The following is a 19,990-nucleotide window of genomic DNA, read 5'->3' as shown; positions in this document are numbered from 1 at the left end:
CCGGCGTGCTCAGATCGCATCGGCCGCCACGACCGGGGCCGGGACCGTGACCGTGCGGGGCGCCACCAGGACGGGGCGGTCCACCAGGCGGACGGTGACGCGCGTTCCGGGGGTGAGGCGGGCCGCCTCGTGGCCGGGGACGTCGGCCAGGACCTCCCCGCCCTCCACCGCCACCCGGAGGCGGACGGAGGCGCCGCGGAAGGAGGCGGCGAGCACCTGGGCGGGACCGTCCTCGGCCGGGACGACCTGGACGGCCTCGGGACGGATCAGGACGTCCACGGACGGATTCGCGGGCACCTGGCCGTCCACCGGCAGGAGCCGGCCGAGCACCGTGACCTGGTCACCGGAGACCTGGCCGGCGAGGTGGTTCATGGTGCCGACGAACTCCGCCACGAAGGGGGTGGCCGGGCGGTCGTAGATCTCAGCGGGCGAGCCGACCTGTTCGAGCCGCCCGTCGCGCAGCACCGCCACCTGGTCCGCGATCGACAGGGCCTCCTCCTGGTCATGGGTCACGAAGATGGTGGTGATGCCCAGGTCGAGCTGGAGGCGGCGGATCTCCTCGCGCAGCGACACGCGTACCTTCGCGTCCAGCGCCGACAGCGGCTCGTCCAGGAGCAGGACGCGCGGCTCCAGGGCGAGCGCGCGGGCCAGGGCGACGCGCTGCTGCTGGCCGCCGGAGAGCTGGTGCGGGTAGCGGTCGGCGTGCGAGGGGAGGCCGACCAGTTCGAGTAGTTCGTCCGCCTTCTTCCGCCTGGTGGCCACGGGCACCTTGCGGACGCGCAGGCCGAAGGCGACGTTGTCGCGGGCGTTCAGGTTGGGGAAGAGGGAGTAGGACTGGAAGACCATGCCCGCGTCCCGCTTGTTGGCCGGGACATCCGTGACGTCCCTGCCGTCCACGAGCACCGCGCCCGAGTCCGGCCGCTCGAACCCGGCCACGCAGCGCAGCGCGGTCGTCTTCCCGCAGCCCGAGGGCCCCAGCAGCGCGACGAACTCGCCGGGCGCGACGATGAGGTCGAAGCCGTCCAGCGCGACCGTCTTGCCGAACACCCGCCGCAGCGCGCGGAACTCCACCGATGCGGTCATTTCCCCTTCTCCTTACCGAATGCCGATGACACGGCGAGCAGCAGCAGCCAGATGAGCAGGAGGCTGATGATCGACACCGCGACCGAGAGCTGCCCCTTGGAACCCGCGACGGTCACGATCCACACCGCGAACGGCTCGTACCCCAGCAGGCTGGCCACGGTGTACTCGCCCAGCACGAGGGCCAGCGTCAGGAACGACGCGCTGGCCAGGGCCGAGCGCAGGTTCGGGACGACGACCCTGACCAGCACGTACGGCCACGAGGCGCCCAGGTTGCGGGCCGCCTCCACCAGCGTCCGCACGTCCATCGTGCGCAGTCCCGCGTCCAGCGACCGGTACACGAACGGCAGCACGAGCACCACGTACGCCAGCACCAGCACCACGGGGAACGCCGGGTCCTGAACCGCGATCAGCGTGGCCCAGAACGGCGTCGGAGCCAGCACGTCGGTGCCGGTGCGCAGCGACGTGCCGATCCCGGCCACGAAGGTGATGGGCGGCACCACCAGGGGCAGCGTGCACAGCACCTCCATCAGCGGGCGCAGCCGCGGCGCGAAGAGCCGTACGGCCAGCATCGCGGGCAACGCCAGCAGCAGCACCAGCACGATCGTGGCGACGGCCAGGGACAGCGACAGCAGCAGCGAGGGCACGAACCCGTCGGCCGTCCACAGCGAGCCGTAGGCCGCGAACGACACGCCCGTGGCCGGGGTGTAGATCGTGTACCAGAGCGAGGCCCCGAGCGGGATCAGGAAGTAGGCCGCCGCCAGCAGGAACACCGCCCCGCGCCACACGCGAGGGCGCGAGGAGCCGCCCGAGACTCGCTCCAGGCCGGTCAGTGCAGCCATCGGGAGCTCCTCTTCTGCAGCGGCAGGTAGATCGCCATCACGAGCCCGGCCACCACGACCATGTCGAGGCTGAGGGCGAGCGCGATGTTCTCGTAGCCGATCAGCACGTCGCCGGTGAGCGCGCTGGCGATCTTCAACGTGACGAGCGGGACGACGGTCCCGACCATGGCGTTGGCGGTGGCGTACGCGGAGAAGGCCGACCCGAAGAGCAGCACCACCCCGCCCAGCATCGACGGCGTCAGCACCGGCAGCGCGACGAAGCGCCAGTAGTGCCAGGCGGTGGCCCCGTTGTTGGCCGCCGCCTCGCGCCACTGCGGCCGCAGCCCGTCCAGCGCCGGCGCCATGACCAGCACCATCAGCGGGATCGAGAAGTACAGGTAGGTCACCACCAGGCCCCAGAACGTGTAGAGCGAGCCGGACGGCAGGCCGACCAGGCCGCTGACCACGCCGGAGTTGCCGAGCGTGGCGATCCAGAAGAACGCCAGCGGCACCCCGCCGAAGTTGGCCAGCACGCCGGAGGCCGTCAGCACGGCCTCGCGCAGGAACGTCAGGCGGGAGGTCACGACGGCGTACGCGAGGAACGTCCCCAGCACGGCCCCCAGCAGGGCGACCACGGCCGACAGCTTCACGCTGCCGAGCATCGCGACGAGGTAGCCGCCCTGCAGGCTCTGCGACAGGTTCGCCAGGCTCGGCCGCCCATCCGCCGTGAACGCCCCCGCCACCAGCGCGATGGCGGGGACGCCGAAGACGAGCGCGAAGAAGGCCAGCAGCGGCAGCGCCCCCAGCCAGCCTTTGGAACCGGAGCGGTTCATCCCGAGATCGCGGCGTCCCAGCCGCCGGCGAGCTTGGCCTTGGCCGCGTCCACCTGCTGGCTCGTCGGGAAGGTGGGCGTGCCCTCCACCGACGGCAGTTTCTCGGCCAGGGCCTTGTCCACGGTGCCGTCGGAGGTCATCGAGGGCAGCAGGACGGGGCGGGCGAAGCCCTTGAGGAAGAGGTTCTGGCCCTCGGCGCTGTAGAGGTACTCCTGCCACAGCCTGGCCGCCGCCGGGTGCGGGGCGTCCTTGTTGATGGCCTGGGCGTACATCTGGAAGTACTTGCCGTCGGAGGGGATGTTCACCTTCCAGTCGAGGCCCTTGGCGGCCATCTGGGGCGCGTAGGCGGCGTTGTTGTAGTCCCAGTCGATGCTGATCTGGGTCTCGCCCTTCTCGATGGTCGCGGGCGTGGTCTCCACCGGGTTGTAGTTGCCCGCGTCCTTGAGCTTCTTGAAGAAGTCGATGCCGGGCTGGATGTCGTCGAACGAGCCGCCGTTGGCGAGGGCGGCGGCGTACACGCCGGCGAAGGCCGAGCCCGCCTTGGTCGGGTTGCCGTTCATCGCGACCTTGCCCTTGTACTCGGGCTTGAGCAGGTCGGCGAAGCTCGTCGGGCACGTGGCGATCTTCTTGGCGTCGCAGCCGATGGACACGTAGCCGCCGTAGTCGTTGACCCAGAGCCCGGTGCTCTCCTTCTGCCCCTCGGGGATCTTCTCGAAGGACTGCACCTTGTACGGCGCGAACAGGCCCTCGCCGGCTCCGCTGATCGCGAACGACTGGCCGAGGTCGAGCACGTCGGGGGCGCGGTCCTGGCCCTTGCGGGTCTTGACCGCGTTGATCTCGTCGGCGCTGGCCGCGTCGGGCGTCTCGCTCTCGATCTTGATGCCGTACTTGGCCTGGAACTTCTCGATGATCTCCCCGTAGTTCGCCCAGTCGGGCGGAAGGGCGATGACGTGGAGATTTCCCTCCTTCTTGGCCGCCTCGACGAGCTTGTCGAGGCCGCCGAAGTCCGCCGCCGAGGTGGCGGTGGCCGCGTTCGGCCCGGAGGAGGAGGACGCGGTGGACTGCTGGGTGCCGGGCGCGGCGCCGCACGCCGCGGTGACTACGGTAAGGGCTGCGGCAACGCCGGCCGCACGGGCGCGAGGTGTGAACACGACGCCTCCACTATCAGGGGGTATGGAAGGAACCTAAGGGAACTTGTACAAACAAGCGAGCACCAGTAAGTCGCACGAATGTTGCTCTTTCATGAATGGGAAGGGTCGCTGATGGTTGCGCGCTATGAACTGATCGCCGATGATCTTCGGAACGAGATCGTCTCCGGTGCGCTCCCGGTCGGTTCACAGCTCCCGAGCGAGGCTGAGCTGGCCGAACGCCACGGGGCGGCCCGCGGCACCGTGCGCCAGGCGGTCGCCGTGCTCGCCGCCGAGGGCCTGGTCGGCTCCCGGCAGGGGGCCAGGCGCATCGTGCTCGGCAGGGCGCGCAGCCAGAGCTTCGGCGAGCTGCACAGCTTCGCACAGTGGGCGCGCGCGAACGGCTACCGCTTCGGCGGCCAGGTGATCACCCAGCGCCGCAGGGCCGCGAGCGCCGCCGAGTCCGCCAGGCTGGGCCCCGGCGAGGTCCTGGAGGTGCTGCGGCTGCGCTCGCTGGAGGGCGAGCCCGTCCTGCTCGAACGCACGGTGTACGCCGAGTGGGTGGCCGCCGCCGTCGAGCGGATCCCGGCCGACTGCGAGTCCGTCACCGAGGCCCTGTACGACTCGATCGGCCTCGTGTTCGCCTACGGCGAGCACCTCATCGACGCGGTGTCCGCCGGGGCCGAGGACGCCCGCCTGCTCGGGGTGCGCCGGGGGAGCCCGCTCCTGCGCCAGCGCCGGGTCACGACCACGCACGAGGGCCGTCCGGTGGAGTCCTCGGACGACCGCTACCGGGCGGGCAGCGTGACCTTCAGCATCCGCAACTCGATCGGCGCCAACCCTCTCGTGAGACAGGCCGGCGACTTGCGTTCGGGGCGCTGAGAACATATGTTCGACATATAAGCGCCCGCCTTCCCCCGGGTGGCTCAGCATAACGACCAGAGCCGCGGGGAGAAGCGTCTTGAGCAGACTCTATGGCGATCCGATAGAGGTGTGGACCAGGGACGGGGAGCCGACCCAGTTCGTCTGGCGGGATCGGCTCTATCTCGTCCGCCGGGTCCTCGACCACTGGGTGGTCGCGCGCGAGTGGTGGAAGACCAGCGAGGGTGATCCCGGTGAACGCAAGTTCTGGCGGGTGGAGGCCAGCCCGGGGCGCGAGGTGGGCTCGTACGAGTTGCGTTACGACACCGCCGGCAACGCCTGGCTGCTGCTGAGGGCGTGGGACTGATGGCAGCGCCGTTCCCGCACCTCAGCGTGTGCTCCGCGTACTCCATGCGCTTCGGCACGGCCTTCCCGCACGCGCTGGTGAGCCGGGCGGTCGAGCACGGGATGGACATCCTCGCGCTGACCGACCGCGACGGGCTCTACGGCGCGATCAAGCACGCCCACGCGTGCGCGGAGGCCGGGATCTCCGCGGTCTTCGGCGTCAACCTGGCGCTCGACGCCCTGCCCCCGCTGCCGGGGTTCGGGGTGCCCGGGCTGGACCTGCCCGGGCGCCGCCGCGCGCCCGCTCCCAAGACCGGGCCCGACGCCGAGGACCGCGTCACGGTGCTGGCCCGGGCCAAGGGCTGGTCCCGCCTGTGCCGCCTGGTCACGGCCGCGCATTACGCGGGCGAGCGCGGCACTCCCCTGGTGACCCGCGAGCTGATCGGGGAGTGGGCCGGCGGAGCGGGCGGCGACCACGGGTTCGGCGCCGAGGACGGGCTCGTGGTGCTGCTCGGCCCCAGGTCCGACGTGGGCCGCGCGGTGGCCGAGCGGCGCGACGAGCACGCCAGGATGCTGCTCGGCCTCTGGCGGGCCGCGGTGCCGGGCGTGGTGATCGAGCTGGTCGACCAGTACGGCTACCGCGACGCCACCACGGCCGTGCGCATGCTCGGGCTGGCCGAGTCCATGGGCGTGCCGGCCGTGCTGACCAACGCGGTGCGCTACCTCGACCCGGTCGACCACCAGGTCGGCGACGTGCTCGACGCGGCCCGCCAGCTCGTCCCGCTGCACCCGCGCCACCTCGATCGCACCACCTCCCACGCCTACCTCAAGGGCACCAAGGAGATGCGGCAGGTGGCCGGCAAGGTCTGCGGGGCGGACCAGGAACGGGTGTCGCGGCTGCTGTTCACGACCAGGCGGCTGGCCGAGGCGTGCTCGATGGACCCGGAGGAGCTGCTCGCGCTGCGTGGCGACCCGCCCAACCTGCACCTGCCCGAGATCGGCCGCGACCCGGTGCCGCTGCTGCGCCACCGGGTGGAGGACGGGCTGATCTCGCGCGGCCTCGACCGCTCGGGCGACGCCAGGCGGCGCCTGCGGGACGAGATGGCCATCATCGAGCGCAAGCGCCTGTCCGGATATTTCATCGCCGTGGCCGGCATCACGGACATGATCCGCGGCATGGGCATCCGCTGCGCCATCCGCGGCTCGGGCGCGGGCAGCCTGGTCAACTACCTCATCGGCATCGGCGAGGTGAACCCCCTCGACCACGCCCTGCTCATGGAGCGCTTCCTGTCGGAGGGCCGTGTCGGGCTGCCCGACATCGACGTGGACGTGGAGTCGGCCCGCCGCCTCGACTGCTACAAGGCCATCTTCGAGCGCTACGGCGAGGCCCGCGTGGCCTGCGTGTCCATGATGGAGACCTACCGGGCGCGCAGCGCCATCCGCGACGTCGCCGGGGCGATGGGCCTGCCGCCGCACGAGATCGACGCCATCGCCAAGGCGTTCCCGCACATCAGGGCCAAGCAGATCACCGCGTCCCTGCACGACCTGCCCGAGCTGCGCGACAGCCGGCTCGGCGAGGCGGGGCTCGACCGGGTGTTCCGGCTGGCGGAGCGGCTCGACGGGCTGCCCAGGCACATCGCGATGCACCCGTGCGGCGTGCTGATCGGCAACGCGGGCCTGCACGACAGGACGCCGGTGGAGCGCAGCCTGCTGGACTTCCCGATGTCGCAGTTCGACAAGGACGACGTGGAGGAGGCCGGGCTGCTCAAGCTCGACGTGCTGGGCGTGCGGATGCAGTCCGCGATGGCGTACGCGCTGAGCGAGATCAAGCGGGTGGACGACGTCGTGGTCGCGCTGGACACCCAGCGCGGCGAGGACACCGGCATCCAGTACGTGCCGCACGACGACCAGGACACCTACGACATGATCTGCGCCAGCCGCACCCTCGGCTGCTTCCAGATCGAGTCGCCGGGGCAGCGCGAGCTGGTCGCCAAGCTGGAGCCGCGCACCCTCCACGACCTGATCGTGGACATCTCGCTGTTCAGGCCGGGCCCGGTCAACTCCGACATGGTCACCCCCTACCTGGAGGCCAGGCACGGGTGGCGGCGGCCGTACTACCCGCACGAGAGGCTGCGGGAGGCGCTGAAGGAGACGCACGGCGTCGTGGTGTTCCACGAGCAGGTGCTCAGGATCATCGAGGTGATGACGGGGCGGGACCTGTCGTTCGCCGAGAAGCTGCGGCGCACGCTGGACACGTCCGAGGGGCGGGAGCGGGTGCGCAAGACGTTCGTGCCCATGGCCAGGGCCAACGGGTTCGACGACGCGGCCGTCGAGCGGGCCTGGCAGGTGCTGGACGCCTTCGGGGCCTTCGGGTTCTGCAAGGCGCACGCGGCGGCGTTCGCGCTGCCCACGTACCAGTCGGCCTGGCTCAAGCGGCACCACGCGGCGGCGTTCTTCGCCGGGGTGCTCACGCACGAGCCGGGCATGTACCCGCCGCGCGTCATCATCGACGAGGCCCGGCAGTGCGGGGTCAAGATCCTGCCGCTCGACATCAACAAGTCGGGCAAGGACTGGCGGGTGGAGCGGCTGGGGCTGCGGGTGCGTCCCGCCGCGCTGGAGGGCGCCTCCTCCCCGGTGCGCAAGGAGTTCAAGGTCGGGGAGATCGGCAAGGGATATGCGTTGAGGGTGCCGTTCTCGGCGGTCAAGGGGGTGAGCGAGGCCGAGGTCGAACGCATGGTCGCCGGGCAGCCGTACACGTCGCTGGCCGACTTCTGGGACCGCGCCCGGCCCTCGCGGCCGACCATCGAGCGGATCGTCCAGGTCGGCGGGCTGGACGCGCTCCACGACCTGCACCCGGGCGGGCCCCGCTGGCGTCCTGGCGTGCTGACCCGGCGCGACCTGATCGCCCAGGTGGGGGCCCTCGAACGGGCGTCGTCGATCGGCGTGCGGTCGGGCCCGCGCGCCTCGCGGCGCTACACCTCGCGGCCAGCCCGCGTGGAGGAACCGCCGTCGGTGCAGCTCCCGCTGGGCTTCACCGAGCACCTGCCGCCGGGGGAGCTGCCGGAGATGACGGAGACGGAGATGGTCGAGGCCGAGCTGGAGATCCTGGGCATCGACATCAGCCGCCACGTCATCAGCTTCCACGACGAGCTGCTCGACGCGCTCGGAGTGGTACGTTCCAGAGATCTCCTCAAGCAGCGCAACGGCGCGGAGGTGCTGGTCGCGGGGGTCAAGGTGGCGACCCAGACGCCGGCGGTGCGCTCGGGGCAGCGGGTCATCTTCACCACGCTCGACGACTCGACGGGGCCGATCGACCTGACGTTCTTCGAGTCGGTGCAGGGGCGGTGCGCGGCCACGGTGTTCGGCTCGTGGCTCATGCTGGCCAGGGGGGTGGTCAGGCGCACGGGGACGCGGGCGGTGTCGATGCGCGCGGTGGACTGCTGGGACCTCGTAGACCTCGACCGGCTCTGGCGCGCGGAGGGCATCGAGGCGGTCCGCGCCCTCCTCACCCAGGCGCCGGAGCAGGTCGCGGGGGTGGGAGGCCGCAAGATCGAGTACGCCAACGGCTTCCGTCTCTCGCCCTACTCCGACCTCGGCCCGGCCGTCGCCAACCCGCCCCGGCAGCTCTGGCACGCCAGCCCGGGCAGCTCCGGCCCCACAGCGGCCTGACCCCCTCCCGGCCGCGGGTCAGTCCGGGCGGGGGGCCGGGTCGGTGGTGACCGAGCGGAGCAGGGGGCGGCTCAGCGCGCCCGCGGCGATCACGCCGCCGAAGCCGACGGCGACGCAGCCCAGCAGCGTGACCACGCCCACCACGTTCATCGCGCCGATCATGAACGGCACCGCGCAGAACGCCCCCACCAGGATCGCCCCGCCGCCCATCACCGTCAGCGGGATGAGCGTCTCCGCGCGCCGCGCCCGGTCGAGGACCTCCAGCGGGGTCCCCGCCAGCCGCATCAGCCCGTACGTCTGCCGCCGGTCCAGCACCGACGACGCGGCCGTGATGCCCGAGCTGGCGATGGCCACCAGGAACGACACCGACAGCACCACGATCGTGCCCACCCGGACGTCGGCCAGGAGCTGCATGCCGAAGCGCCGGTCGTCGTCCCCCGTCGTGGGGGTGCGCCCGGGGACGAGCCCGGCGAGCGCGGTGCGGGCCCGGTCGATCGTGGCCGGGCCGGCGGAGCTGCCCAGGGCGGCGACCACGACCCGATCGGAGGAGCGCCCCGTGACCTCCACCGTCGCGGTGATCCCGGCCGCCCGCAGCCGGTCGCGGGCCTGGCCGGCGACGGCCGTCGCCTGGGCGGCGGGCGCGGAGACCCGCAGCTGCGGGGGCTCCTGGTCGCCGGCGAACGCGCCCGGGCTGAGCAGCCCGAGGAAGCCCGCCACGAAGCCGGTCAGGGCGACGCCGCTCACCGTACGCCAGGCGGAGCGCGGATCGTCGACCAGCCGGCGGCCCGCCAGCAGCCGGGCGGGCGCCCGGGCGCTCTTGGCGGTGACGCGGCCGATGATGCCGACCACCCACGGGCCGGCCAGGTTGATGCACAGGAACGCCAGCCCGAGCGCCACCGCCACGACCGCGACGCTGGTCCCCCTGGTCAGCATCGGGAACGCGGCCAGCACGGCCAGCAGGGCGAGGACCCGGACGAACTTCATGCCGGGCGGCGTCTCGCGCTTGGCCACCCCGAGCGGGCTCACCACGACCCGCCGCAGCCCCGCGACCGCGGACAGCCCCACCAGCAGCGGCACCGCGACCAGCATCGCGGCCAGGACCAGCGGGGAGGGGAACAGGTCGGAGACGAACCACGCACCGCCGCCGATCGGGATGCGGGCCAGCAGCGGCGCGGCGACCGCGTAGCCGACGGCGCCGAGCAGCGCGCCCGCCAGCGCGACGATCACGGCCTCGGCCACGGTCATCCGGATCACCTGGCCCGGCGTCGCGCCCACGAGCCTCAGCGCGGCCAGCCGCTGGTCGCGCCGGGCGACCGTGAGCCTGGCCGCCGCGCCGCCGAACACCAGCAGCGGCACCACCATGAGCACGCTCGCGACGAGCGTGAGCGCGCGGTAGGCCTCGGAGTCCTCCGACGGCGTGCCCGCGAGGTCGGCCACCCGGGCCGGGCCCTTGCCGATGATCCAGTCGTCGCTGCGCGCGGCCGTCATCGCCGGCGCGTCCGGCCGGTGGCCGATGACCGCGACCAGCTCGCCGGGGTGGACCAGCGCCTCGTCGCCCAGTACGCCCTTCGGGCCGGGGTAACGCCCGGCGAGCTGATCGGCTGGCAGCGTCCTGGCCAGCTCGGCCAGCGCCGGGGACAGCCACACCTCGCCCGGCGCGGGGAAGCGCGGCATCCCGGGCGGCGCGGGCGCCCCGGCCTTGAGCGCGGCCAGGTCGATGACGGTGATCGCCTGGTCGCCGACGAAGTCGAAGCGGGCCGCCTCGACGGCGACCGCGTTCTCCTTGGCGGGGACCGGGTTGCGCCAGGCGCCGCGCTCGCTCCTGGCCTCGAAGGCGAAGTTCGCGGCCACGGCGAACAGCAGCAGCGCCGTGGACACGGCGACGGCGCCCAGCGTGAGCCAGGTGCCCAGCATCCCCTTGCGGCCACCGCCCTTGAGCAGCCGCCAGGTCAGGTCGAGGTTCACGCGCGTGCCCCGCTCGTGGTGAGGAGCTGGCCGTCGCGGACCTCGACCGTGCGGTCGCACCAGGCGGCCACGTTCGGGTCGTGGGTGACGACGATCAGGGAGGCGCCGTTGTGCCTGGTCGCCTCCACGAGCAGCCGCATCGTGTCCTGCCCGGTCTGCTGGTCGAGCGCCCCCGTGGGCTCGTCGGCGAACACCACGGCCGGCTTGGTGACCAGCGCCCTGGCGATGGCCACCCGCTGGGCCTGGCCGCCGGACAGCTCGCCGGGCCGCCGGGCCTCCATGGAGTGCAGGCCGAGGGGCGCGAACCACTCGCGCGCCTGGCGTACCGCCTGGGCCCTCGCCACCCCGCCCAGCATGAGCGGGAGGGCCACGTTCTCCTCGGCGGGCAGCTCGGGCAGGAGCTGGCCGAACTGGAAGACGAAGCCGAAGCGGGTGCGCCGCAGCGCGCTGCGCTGCCGCTCGCCCATCGCGTCGATGCGCTGGCCGAGCAGGTGCACCTCCCCGGCGTCCGGCTTCATGATCCCGGCCAGGCAGTGCAGCAGCGTCGACTTGCCGGAACCGCTCGGCCCCATGATCGCCACGGCTTCGCCCGCCCGTACCGTGATGTCCACGCCGCCCAGGGCGACCGTCTGCCCGAACCTCTTGGTCAGGGTTCGTCCAACAAGTACGTCGTTCATGCCGTAAAGAATCTCGGCGGGCAGGGGTGCGGCGGATCGGCCGTGCGACCATTTCCGCCTCGGCCGAACGGCCGATCCTTAGAGTTGGGGTCGTGACTATTCGGGTTCTCATCGCCGACGACCAGCAACTGGTACGAACCGGCTTCCAGATGATTTTGGACGCTCAACCGGACATGGAGGTCGTGGCCGCCGTGGCCGACGGCGCGGAGGCGGTGTCGGAGGCCAGGCGGCTCAGGCCGGACGTGTGCCTGCTCGACATCCGGATGCCGAAGCTCGACGGGATCGAGGTGACCCGGGCGCTGGCCGGACCGGGGGTGGAGAACCCGCTGCGGGTGGTCATCGTCACCACGTTCGACCTGGACGAGTACGTGTACGGAGCCCTGCGCTCCGGCGCGACCGGCTTCCTGCTCAAGGACAGCGGACCCACCCTGCTGATCGAGGCGGTCAGGGCGGCCGCGGCGGGCGACGCGCTGGTGTCGCCGTCGGTCACGGTACGGCTGCTGCAGCACCTGGCCCAGCCCAGGCGGACCGTGCCCCCCATGAACGACCCGCTGACCGATCGCGAGCTGGACGTCGTGCGCCTGATAGCCAGGGGCCGGACCAACCAGGAGGTGGCCGCGGAGCTGTTCGTGTCGCTCTCGACGGTCAAGACCCACCTGGGGAGCATCTTCGCCAAGCTCGGTGTCAGAAATCGAGTCGAAATCGCAGCTTGGGCGTGGGAATCCGGCGTGGTGAGCTGATTAACAGCGGGGCTCCCGGGATACAAGTGAATCAGAACCTCAGCGCATGGCCCGGGGGGAGAACAACGTGCGCTATGACCAGACACCACCGACGAGAGCCGCCTCTGCCGTATACGTGACGCTTGCCGCCCAGGTTCTCTCCCTCGGCGCCCTTGTGATCTTCGAATACTCCCGCGGGCGCCACCTCGCCGCCCAGCTCGCCGAGTTCGGCGGCCGCCCGCAGGGGGCCGAGGCCGAGGCCGTGGTGGGCGCGGTGACGGCGTTCGCGGTGCTGATGATGCTGGTGGCGGGCACCTCGATCGCGGCGGCCGCCGCTTACGTGACGTGGTTGGTACGTGCCAGGCAGGCCAACGACCGCTCGGCCGTCTCCGGCCCCGTGGCGGCCGCCTGGCTGATCCCCGGCTACAACCTGGTGGCGCCCGTCGTGCTGGTGGACGAGGTGTGGCGCGGCACCAGGCCGCCCGCGGGCCACAGGGTGAGATGGCTGGCGCTGCTGACCGGGTGGTGGCTGAGCTGGCTGGCCATGCTCGCGCTGGTCACGATCCGGCTCCCGCTCGACTCGTCGGCCGGCGACCTGACGGGCGTGGGCGTGCCGGAGCTGGCCTGCTCGGCGCTGGCCGCCCTGCTGTGCGCGGCGACCGTACGCGAGCTGACGCGCCTCCAGCAGGCCGCCCGCGTGCCCCGTGCCGCCGAGCCCGGCACGGTTCACGCGTTCTCGTCCCAGCAGCCCCAGCCGGCGCCGGGCTCGACCCCGATCGGCCGTACGGGTTAGCGCGGGCGCGGGCTCAGCCGAGCACCAGGTCGCGGATGAGCTCCAGCGAGGGCTCGTCGCGCGGGCCCATGACCAGGAGGCTCGTGACCGGGCTCTTGTGCCAGAGCTCCAGGCGTTCCTTGATGCGTCCGGGCGGCCCGACGAGCGAGATGCCGTCGGCCAGCTCGTCCGGGATCGCCCGGAAGGCCTCGTCCTTGCGGCCCGCCAGGTAGAGCGCCTGGATGCGCTCGGCGGCCTCGGCGTACCCCATGCGGCCGATGATGTCGGCGTGGAAGTTGCGCTGGCGGGCGCCCATGCCGCCGATGTACAGCGTGAGCATCATCTTCACGCCGTCCAGCGCCGCCTGCACGTCGTCCGAGATGACCACCATCACCATCGCGGCCACGTCGAAGCCCGGGGGAGCGCCGGCGAGCGACTCGCCGTACATCTCCTCGATCTTGGAGGGGAACGCGAACAGCGGCAGCCAGCCCTGGGCCACCTCGGCGGCCAGGGCGACGTTCTTGGGGCCCTCCGCGCCGAGATAGACGGGGATGTCCGCGCGGAGCGGGTGCGTGATGAGCTTGAGGGGTTTGCCCAGGCCGTCCGCCAGGGGGAGCGGGTAGTGCGGGCCGTCGCTGGTGACCGGCTCCTCGCGGCGCCACACCTTGCGCATGATCTCGACGTACTCGCGCGTCCTGGCCAGCGGCTTGGCGAACGGCTGGCCGTACCAGCCCTCGACGACCTGCGGGCCCGAGGCGCCCACGCCGAGCAGCAGTCGGCCGCCGGTGAGGTGGTCGAGGGTCATGGCGGTCATGGCCGTGGTGACGGGTGGTCTGGCGGAGATCTGGGCGATCGAGGTGCCCAGTTTGATGCGGCTCGTACGCGCTCCGTACCAGGCCAGCGGCGTGAAGACGTCGCTGCCGTACGCCTCGGCGGTCCACACCGAGTCGTAGCCGAGCCGCTCGGCCGCCAGCACGGTCTCGGTCGCGTCGTCGGCGTTGCGCTGCCAGTAGCCCAGGTTCAGGCCGAGCTTCATAGACACCTCCGGAATTAAGTTCTATTACGGCTGTGACGGCGGTGAGTGTCAATGGCGGATATTCCGGGGTATTCAGACCCTGTGGTCAACGGTCTGTGTCGACTCATGTGCATGCTGCTACTACTGCTGGCGGCAGGGCCAGCGATGGCCGAGGTTGAGTCCCGGCCGAACATCGTGTTCGTGATGGCCGACGACCTCGAATCCGGGACGTTGCCGAACTTTCCCAACATCACCCGGGAGCTCGTGCGGCAGGGCACCTCGTTCGACCGGTACTTCGTGACGAACTCCTGGTGCTGCCCGTCGAGATCGTCGATCTTGCGTTCCCAGTACGTCCACAGCCATGGTGTGTGGACGAACACGCCGCCGGAGGGCGGGTTCGACCGCTTCCACACCGGGGATCTGGAACGTTCCACTGTAGGAACCTGGATGAAGCAGGCCGGATACCGCACGGCGCTGATGGGCAAATATCTCAACCACTATCCGGGCGGGTCGGCCGATGAGAAGTTCGTGCCGCCCGGCTGGGACGAGTGGGACGTGCCGACCCGGCGCCTCTACGAGGAGTACGACTACCGGCTCAACGAGAACGGCTCCCTGTACGACTACGGCTTCTCCGAGCAGGCCTACCTGTCGGACGTGCTGGCCGGCAAGGCCCGCCAGTTCATCGCGAGCTCGAAGGGCGAGCCGTTCTTCCTGTACCTGGCACCGATCGGCCCGCACAACCCGGCCAACCCCGCCGTCCGGCACGCGAACGCTTTCCCTGGCGCGATCGCGCCGCGTACGCCGTCGTTCAACCAGGAGGACGTGAGCGCGGAGCCGGAGTGGCTGCGTGAGCGGCCCAGCCTCGACGAGGCGGCCGTCGACCAGGTCGACGAGCGCTACCGCGCCAGGATGCGGTCCATGCTCGGCGTGGACGACCTCGTCGGGGCCGTGGTGGACGAGCTCCGGCGGACCGGCCAGCTGGACAACACCTATATCTTCTTCACCTCGGACAACGGCTTCCATCTGGGCACGCACCGGCTCAAGCAGGGCAAGACCACCCCGTTCGAGGAGGCCATCAAGGTCCCGCTCGTCGTGCGCGGTCCCGGCATCAAGGCGGGGGCCACGGTCAGCCAGCTGAGCTCGTCGGTCGACCTGGCGACGACGTTCGCCGAGCTGGGCGGGGCCGCGGCGGCGCCGTTCGCGGAGGGGCGGTCGCTGGTGCCCCTGCTGAAGGGCAAGCCGCCGGCGGTGTGGCGGCAGAACGTGCTGGTCGAGTTCGCCCGGCCGACGGACAAGTCGTCGGCCGCGCAGACGCCGGTGCCTCCCTATCGCGCGTTGCGTACGGATCAGTACAAGTACGTCCAGTACGCGACGGGGGAGACCCAGCTCTACGACCTGCACGCGGACCCGTACGAGCTGCGCAATTTGGCCGCGACCGCCGATCCTGCGCTGCTCGACCGGTTGAGGCAGCGGCTGGAGGCGATGGCGGTCTGCTCGGGCGCCGCCTGCCGGCAGGCCGACCTCCTTCAGTGATCGGACCTGCTTCAGTGATCGAACCCTTCAGGATCGAACAGGGAGGGATAGGCGTGCGCCAGGTGGTCGGAGACGGCCAGGGTGGCCTCGTCCGGCTCGCCCCGCTCGATGGCGTCGAGGATGCGTACGTGGTCGGCGCGCAGGATCGACGTGTCGCCCAGGCGCTGCACCGCTTCGACCGAGTATCTCCGCATCGAGTCGCGTAGCGAGCGCATGATGGCGGCGATGAGCCGGTTGCCCGACGCGTCCGCGATCGCGCAGTGGAAGGCGGTGTCGTGCTCCACGAACTCTTCGGCGCTCCTCGCCTGGTCCATCCCGGAAAGGGCGGCGGCGAGCGCGGAGGTGTCGGCCCGCCCGGCGGCGGCGTGGGCGGCGGCCCACTGCTCGATCATGTGCCGGGTGTCGATGACCTCGCGCATCTCCAGGCTGGCCAGGCCGAGGTGCAGCCTGAGCAGGTCGGTCAGCGCCGTGTCGGGGCGCGAGGTCAGCACGGCCCCCGCGTCCGGACCCCGGCCCACCTGCGAGGACACCACGCCGAGGGTCTCCAGCACGCGCATGGCCTCGCGTACCGACGAGCGGCTGACGCCGAGCTGCTCGGCCAGATGGCGCTCGGCGGGCAGCCGGTCGCCCACGGTGAGGCCGTCCTCGGCGATACGCCGCTCGATCTGTGCGAGAACGTCCTCGAACGTCCGCGTTCGCTTGACGGGACGCCAGCCGTTGTCGTCCAACGGACCCCCTCATGCTGGCCGGAAAGGATGTGGTTCGATATGGTCTGACCATACTGTGGTTAGACCAACCCAACAAGAAACCTGCTCGTTGGCCTGCCGCCCCACCGCGGTGCATGGTTGAGACCGTTGCGGCAGTCCACTTAGCAGGTTTCTCATTGGTTGTGGAAGGAGAGCCGTGCGAGTCGCCCTGTTCATCACGTGCGTGAACGACACGCTCTTCCCCGGCACCGGCAAGGCCGTCGTGTCGCTCCTGCGCAGGCTCGGGTGCGATGTGGACTTCCCCGCCGCCCAGACGTGCTGCGGTCAGATGCACGTCAACACCGGCTACCGCGAGGAGGGCGTGCGGCTGGCCCGCCACTTCACCGAGGTGTTCGCCGGGTACGACGCCGTGGTGGCGCCGTCGGGCTCGTGCGCGGCCATGGTGCGCGAGCAGTACCCGAAGCTGGCCAGGCCGGGCAGCAAGGGAGCGGCGGCCATCGCGGAGGTGGTGCCGAAGGTGTACGAGCTGTCCGAGTTCCTGCTGGACGTGCTGAAGGTCGACGACGTAGGCGCATATTTCCCGCACCGGGTGACATATCACCCGACGTGTCACTCGCTCCGCGGCCTCCACCTGGGCGACCGGCCCACCAGGCTGCTGCGGAACGTCCGCGGCCTGGAGCTGGTCCCGCTGCCCGGAGCGGAGGAGTGCTGCGGCTTCGGCGGCACGTTCGCGGTCAAGAACCCGGCCGTCTCCGCGGCCATGGGCGCCGACAAGACCCGCAACATCCTGGACACGGGCGCCGAAGTGCTCTGCGCGGCGGACAACTCATGCCTGATGCACATCGGCGGCACGCTGAGCCGCCAGAAGACCGGCGTCAGGACGATGCACCTGGCCGAGATCCTCGCATCGACGGAGGAGAACCAGTGAGCGCGACTTTCCTCGGCATGCCCGGCAATTTCCCGAAAAATGCGGCTAAAGCCGTACAGGACTCGCAGCTTCGCTACAACCTCCGCAAAGCCACGCACACCATCCGCGGCAAGCGCGCGAACGTCGTCGGCGAGCTCCCCGACTGGCAGGAGCTCCGCGCGGCCGGCAAGGCGATCAAGGACCACACCCTCCGCAACCTCGACCGCTACCTGGTCCAGCTCGAAGCCGCCGTGACCCGGGCGGGCGGCACCGTCCACTGGGCCAGGGACGCCGCCGAGGCCAACGCCATCGTCGCCGGCCTGGTCAAGGCCACCGGCGAGACCGAGGTGGTCAAGGTCAAGTCGATGGCCACCCAGGAGATCGAGCTCAATCAGGCGCTGGCCGCGCAGGGCATCACCGCGTACGAGACGGACCTCGCCGAGCTGATCGTCCAGCTTGGCGACGACTTCCCCAGCCACATCCTGGTCCCGGCCATCCACCGCAACCGGTCGGAGATCCGCGAGATCTTCCTGGAGAAGATGCCCAAGGTCCCGCCGAACCTGACCGACGACCCGCCCGCCCTGGCCGAGGCGGCCCGGCTCCACCTGCGCGAACGCTTCCTCAAGAGCAAGGTCGCGATCTCCGGCGCCAACTTCATGATTGCCGAGACCGGCACGCTCGTGGTGCTGGAGTCGGAGGGCAACGGCCGGATGTGCCTGACGCTCCCGGAGACGCTCATCAGCGTCGTCGGGATCGAGAAGCTCCTGCCGTCCTGGCGGGATCTGGAAGTGTTCCTCCAGCTCCTGCCGAGAAGCTCCACGGGCGAGCGGATGAATCCCTACACGAGCATGTGGACGGGCGCCGTCGAGGGCCAGGACTTCCACCTGGTGCTGCTGGACAACGGCCGCACGGACGTGCTCGCCGACGAGGTGGGCCGCCAGGCGCTGCGCTGCATCCGCTGCTCGGCCTGCCTGAACGTGTGCCCGGTGTACGAGCGCGCGGGCGGCCACGCGTACGGCTCGGTCTACCCGGGCCCGATCGGCGCGATCCTCACCCCGCAGCTGCGCGGCATGTCGTCGGACCTGGACGCCTCCCTGCCGTACGCCTCCAGCCTGTGCGGCGCCTGCTACGAGGTCTGCCCGGTCGCCATCGACATCCCCGAGGTCCTGGTGGACCTGCGCGCCAAGGCCCCGCACGCGGCGGCCGAGCGGGCCGGGATGAAGGTCGCGGGCTGGATCCTCAACGACCACCAACGCCTGGCCAGGGCCCAGCGGGCGGCGAGCCGCCTGCGCGGGCTCGTGCCGAAGCGCCTGCCAGGGCCGATGTCGGCCTGGACGGACACCAGGGACATACCCGAGATTCCGGAAGAATCCTTCAGAGACTGGTGGGAGCGGAATGAGCGCGCGTGAGGAGATCCTCGCCAGGATCGGCAAGGCCGTGGCCGGGGCGGCGGACGTCGAGATCCCCCGCGACTACCGCACGGCGCCGCAGGTCGAGGACGTGGTGGGGCTGTTCGCCGAGCGGGTGGACGACTACCGGGCCATCGTGCACGTGCTCCCCGCCGCCGAGGTGCCCGCCAGGATCGACGAAGCCGTCGCGGGACGTCGCATGATCGTCCCCGACGGCTTCGACCGGGACGGCGGCTGGGGCGACCTCGACACGGCCGACGGCGTGATCACGTCCTGCGCCGTGGCCATCGCCGAGACCGGCACGATCGTGCTCGACCACGGCCCCGGTCAGGGCACGCGCGCCCAGACGCTGGTCCCCGACTACCACCTGTGCGTGGTGCGGGCCGACCAGATCGTGGCCGGGGTGCCCGAGGCGATCGCCAGGCTCGACCCGGCGCGCCCGCTCACCTGGATCAGCGGCCCCTCGGCCACCAGCGACATCGAGCTGAACCGGGTCGAGGGCGTGCACGGCCCCAGGACGCTCGAGGTGATCATCAGTACCTGAGCACGGCCGCCACGTCGGCGACGCCGTCGCAGAACCACAGCTCCGCGTCCGTCATCGCGGCGGCCCTTGCCAGGGCGGAGTCCGCGCGTTCCTTGACGGGCTCCTCGACGCCCCAGCGCCGCAGCTCCTGCGGATCGGTGGCCAGCTGGGTGCCGCCCCCGCCGATCCAGATCTCCCGCGGCACCTCGCCGGGCACGAGGATCGCCTGAACGCGGCCCTCACGCAGCGCGTGCGCCACGCGGGCCACCCCGGTGGGCCCGGAGGTCTCCTGGTGCCGCCCCAGCAGCTCGGCGCGCTTGCGGTCGAGCCACTGGTCGAGCGCCCGCTCCACGTCCTCCTCGAACTGCCCGTGGTCGGCGCGGCTGCCGTGCTCGACCATCATCACCCGGTCCGCGGACCTGGTGCTGAGGTGGTGCAGCAGGTACGAGCGGGACTTCGGCTCGCCGGCGACCAGGATGAGCTCCGGGCTGATGCGGCGTACCTGCTCGTCGATCTCGTGCGCGACGGCGACGGCGTTCTTCTCCCAGGTCTCGTCCACCGCCCGCTCGTACCGCTTCTGCGACCAGCCGCCCTGCGCGGTCTTCTGCAGCGGCCAGTCCTCCGCCTGCACGACGGCGCTGCGCGGCGACCCGCCGCCGAACACCGTCAGCTCGGCCCCCGCGTGGTCCACGATGACCCGGATGTGCGGGACGTTCTCGCCGCGGTACATGAGCATGGGCGTGATGTGCGGCAGCGGGGACCACCTGCCCACTTCTCCCGGCGGCTTCGGGAGCGAGTCGGCCAGCACCACGTCGCCGTGGGCGGCGAACATCGCCCGCCCGGCCACCGGCCGCTGCGCCTCCTCGTCCAGGGCCTCCAGGGTGGCCTTGTCGGCCCCGTCCTTCTCGAGCGGGTCCCGCACGCCGCGCCAGTGGGCCTCACGTTCCTGCCCGGTGTAGGCGCCCAGGTAGACGGACGCGTACGGGCCCTGCCGCTCGTACAGCGGGCGGATGAAGTCGAGCCGCAC

At 71.4% G+C, this 19,990-nt stretch carries 18 protein-coding genes; 9 read left to right on the top strand and 9 right to left on the bottom strand.

The window, feature by feature from the left end:
* Positions 1–9: 9 nt before the first annotated feature.
* Genes H4W80_RS23020 through H4W80_RS23005 form a run of 4 tightly spaced genes read right to left on the bottom strand, consistent with a single transcriptional unit; the run spans position 10 to position 3,885 of the window.
* Positions 10–1,083, bottom strand: a complete 1,074-nt coding sequence (locus H4W80_RS23020; RefSeq protein WP_192786991.1) for an ABC transporter ATP-binding protein — start codon at positions 1,081–1,083, stop codon at positions 10–12.
* Positions 1,080–1,922: an ABC transporter permease gene (locus tag H4W80_RS23015; RefSeq protein WP_192786990.1), complete on the bottom strand. Its 843-nt coding sequence runs from the start codon at positions 1,920–1,922 to the stop codon at positions 1,080–1,082. Before H4W80_RS23015 ends, H4W80_RS23020 begins: the two co-directional genes overlap by 4 nt.
* Positions 1,910–2,734 (bottom strand): ABC transporter permease, encoded by an 825-nt coding sequence (locus H4W80_RS23010; protein WP_192786989.1) that lies wholly within the window; start codon positions 2,732–2,734, stop codon positions 1,910–1,912. The genes H4W80_RS23015 and H4W80_RS23010 overlap by 13 nt, the downstream gene beginning before the upstream one ends.
* Entirely contained in the window at positions 2,731–3,885 is a 1,155-nt protein-coding gene (locus tag H4W80_RS23005; RefSeq protein ID WP_192786988.1) for an ABC transporter substrate-binding protein, read from the bottom strand. The genes H4W80_RS23010 and H4W80_RS23005 overlap by 4 nt, the downstream gene beginning before the upstream one ends.
* A gap of 111 nt (positions 3,886–3,996) precedes the next feature.
* On the opposite strand from H4W80_RS23005, the gene H4W80_RS23000 reads away from it, so the two are divergent.
* The 3 genes from H4W80_RS23000 to H4W80_RS22990 all read left to right on the top strand — a co-directional run bounded on the left by H4W80_RS23000 (position 3,997) and on the right by H4W80_RS22990 (position 8,736).
* Positions 3,997–4,743: a GntR family transcriptional regulator gene (locus H4W80_RS23000; protein WP_192786987.1), complete on the top strand. Its 747-nt coding sequence runs from the start codon at positions 3,997–3,999 to the stop codon at positions 4,741–4,743.
* A gap of 79 nt (positions 4,744–4,822) precedes the next feature.
* The gene (locus H4W80_RS22995) at positions 4,823–5,089 is read left to right on the top strand and encodes a DUF6504 family protein (RefSeq protein ID WP_185067348.1); all 267 of its coding nucleotides are present in this window, start codon (positions 4,823–4,825) and stop codon (positions 5,087–5,089) included.
* Positions 5,089–8,736 (top strand): DNA polymerase III subunit alpha, encoded by a 3,648-nt coding sequence (locus tag H4W80_RS22990; RefSeq protein ID WP_192786986.1) that lies wholly within the window; start codon positions 5,089–5,091, stop codon positions 8,734–8,736. The genes H4W80_RS22995 and H4W80_RS22990 overlap by 1 nt, the downstream gene beginning before the upstream one ends.
* An 18-nt stretch (positions 8,737–8,754) precedes the next feature.
* Here the strand turns inward: H4W80_RS22990 and H4W80_RS22985 are convergent, their stop codons facing one another.
* Together H4W80_RS22985 and H4W80_RS22980 are read right to left on the bottom strand one after the other, a co-directional pair.
* Complete coding sequence (locus tag H4W80_RS22985) at positions 8,755–10,701, bottom strand: FtsX-like permease family protein (protein ID WP_192786985.1); 1,947 nt, start codon at positions 10,699–10,701, stop codon at positions 8,755–8,757.
* Positions 10,698–11,378 (bottom strand): ABC transporter ATP-binding protein, encoded by a 681-nt coding sequence (locus H4W80_RS22980; protein ID WP_192786984.1) that lies wholly within the window; start codon positions 11,376–11,378, stop codon positions 10,698–10,700. The genes H4W80_RS22985 and H4W80_RS22980 overlap by 4 nt, the downstream gene beginning before the upstream one ends.
* Positions 11,379–11,470: 92 nt before the next feature.
* On the opposite strand from H4W80_RS22980, the gene H4W80_RS22975 reads away from it, so the two are divergent.
* Complete coding sequence (locus H4W80_RS22975) at positions 11,471–12,118, top strand: response regulator (protein WP_192786983.1); 648 nt, start codon at positions 11,471–11,473, stop codon at positions 12,116–12,118.
* Between the two features lie 46 nt (positions 12,119–12,164).
* Positions 12,165–12,890, top strand: coding sequence for a DUF4328 domain-containing protein (locus tag H4W80_RS22970; protein ID WP_192786982.1), 726 nt, complete (start codon positions 12,165–12,167; stop codon positions 12,888–12,890).
* 13 nt (positions 12,891–12,903) lie between these two features.
* On the opposite strand, the gene H4W80_RS22965 is transcribed toward H4W80_RS22970, so the two are convergent.
* Positions 12,904–13,905, bottom strand: coding sequence for an LLM class F420-dependent oxidoreductase (locus tag H4W80_RS22965; protein ID WP_192786981.1), 1,002 nt, complete (start codon positions 13,903–13,905; stop codon positions 12,904–12,906).
* Between the two features lie 144 nt (positions 13,906–14,049).
* Here H4W80_RS22965 and H4W80_RS22960 point away from each other — a divergent pair, with 144 nt between their 5' ends.
* Entirely contained in the window at positions 14,050–15,417 is a 1,368-nt protein-coding gene (locus H4W80_RS22960) for a sulfatase family protein (RefSeq protein ID WP_225963609.1), read from the top strand.
* Positions 15,418–15,428: 11 nt separating this feature from the next.
* Here the strand turns inward: H4W80_RS22960 and H4W80_RS22955 are convergent, their stop codons facing one another.
* On the bottom strand, positions 15,429–16,145 hold the full coding sequence (locus tag H4W80_RS22955; RefSeq protein WP_192786979.1) for a FadR/GntR family transcriptional regulator: 717 nt from the start codon (positions 16,143–16,145) through the stop codon (positions 15,429–15,431).
* 175 nt (positions 16,146–16,320) lie between these two features.
* Between H4W80_RS22955 and H4W80_RS22950 the strand changes: the two genes are divergently transcribed.
* The 3 genes from H4W80_RS22950 to H4W80_RS22940 are packed head-to-tail and all read left to right on the top strand — an operon-like array spanning position 16,321 to position 18,984.
* Entirely contained in the window at positions 16,321–17,052 is a 732-nt protein-coding gene (locus H4W80_RS22950) for a (Fe-S)-binding protein (RefSeq protein ID WP_192786978.1), read from the top strand.
* Positions 17,049–18,440 carry a lactate utilization protein B gene (locus H4W80_RS22945; protein ID WP_192786977.1) on the top strand — a complete coding sequence of 464 codons (1,392 nt, stop codon included), beginning with the start codon at positions 17,049–17,051 and terminating at the stop codon, positions 18,438–18,440. The genes H4W80_RS22950 and H4W80_RS22945 overlap by 4 nt, the downstream gene beginning before the upstream one ends.
* Positions 18,427–18,984 (top strand): LutC/YkgG family protein, encoded by a 558-nt coding sequence (locus H4W80_RS22940; protein ID WP_192786976.1) that lies wholly within the window; start codon positions 18,427–18,429, stop codon positions 18,982–18,984. The genes H4W80_RS22945 and H4W80_RS22940 overlap by 14 nt, the downstream gene beginning before the upstream one ends.
* On the opposite strand, the gene H4W80_RS22935 is transcribed toward H4W80_RS22940, so the two are convergent.
* Positions 18,974–19,990, bottom strand: coding sequence for a baeRF2 domain-containing protein (locus H4W80_RS22935; protein ID WP_192786975.1), 1,017 nt, complete (start codon positions 19,988–19,990; stop codon positions 18,974–18,976). The genes H4W80_RS22940 and H4W80_RS22935 overlap by 11 nt on opposite strands.

This window comes from Nonomuraea angiospora (genome assembly GCF_014873145.1).
GTDB lineage: Bacteria > Actinomycetota > Actinomycetes > Streptosporangiales > Streptosporangiaceae > Nonomuraea > Nonomuraea angiospora.
The sequence above is the reverse complement of the archived record's forward strand: the minus strand, read 5'-3'. Positions and strand labels throughout refer to the sequence as shown.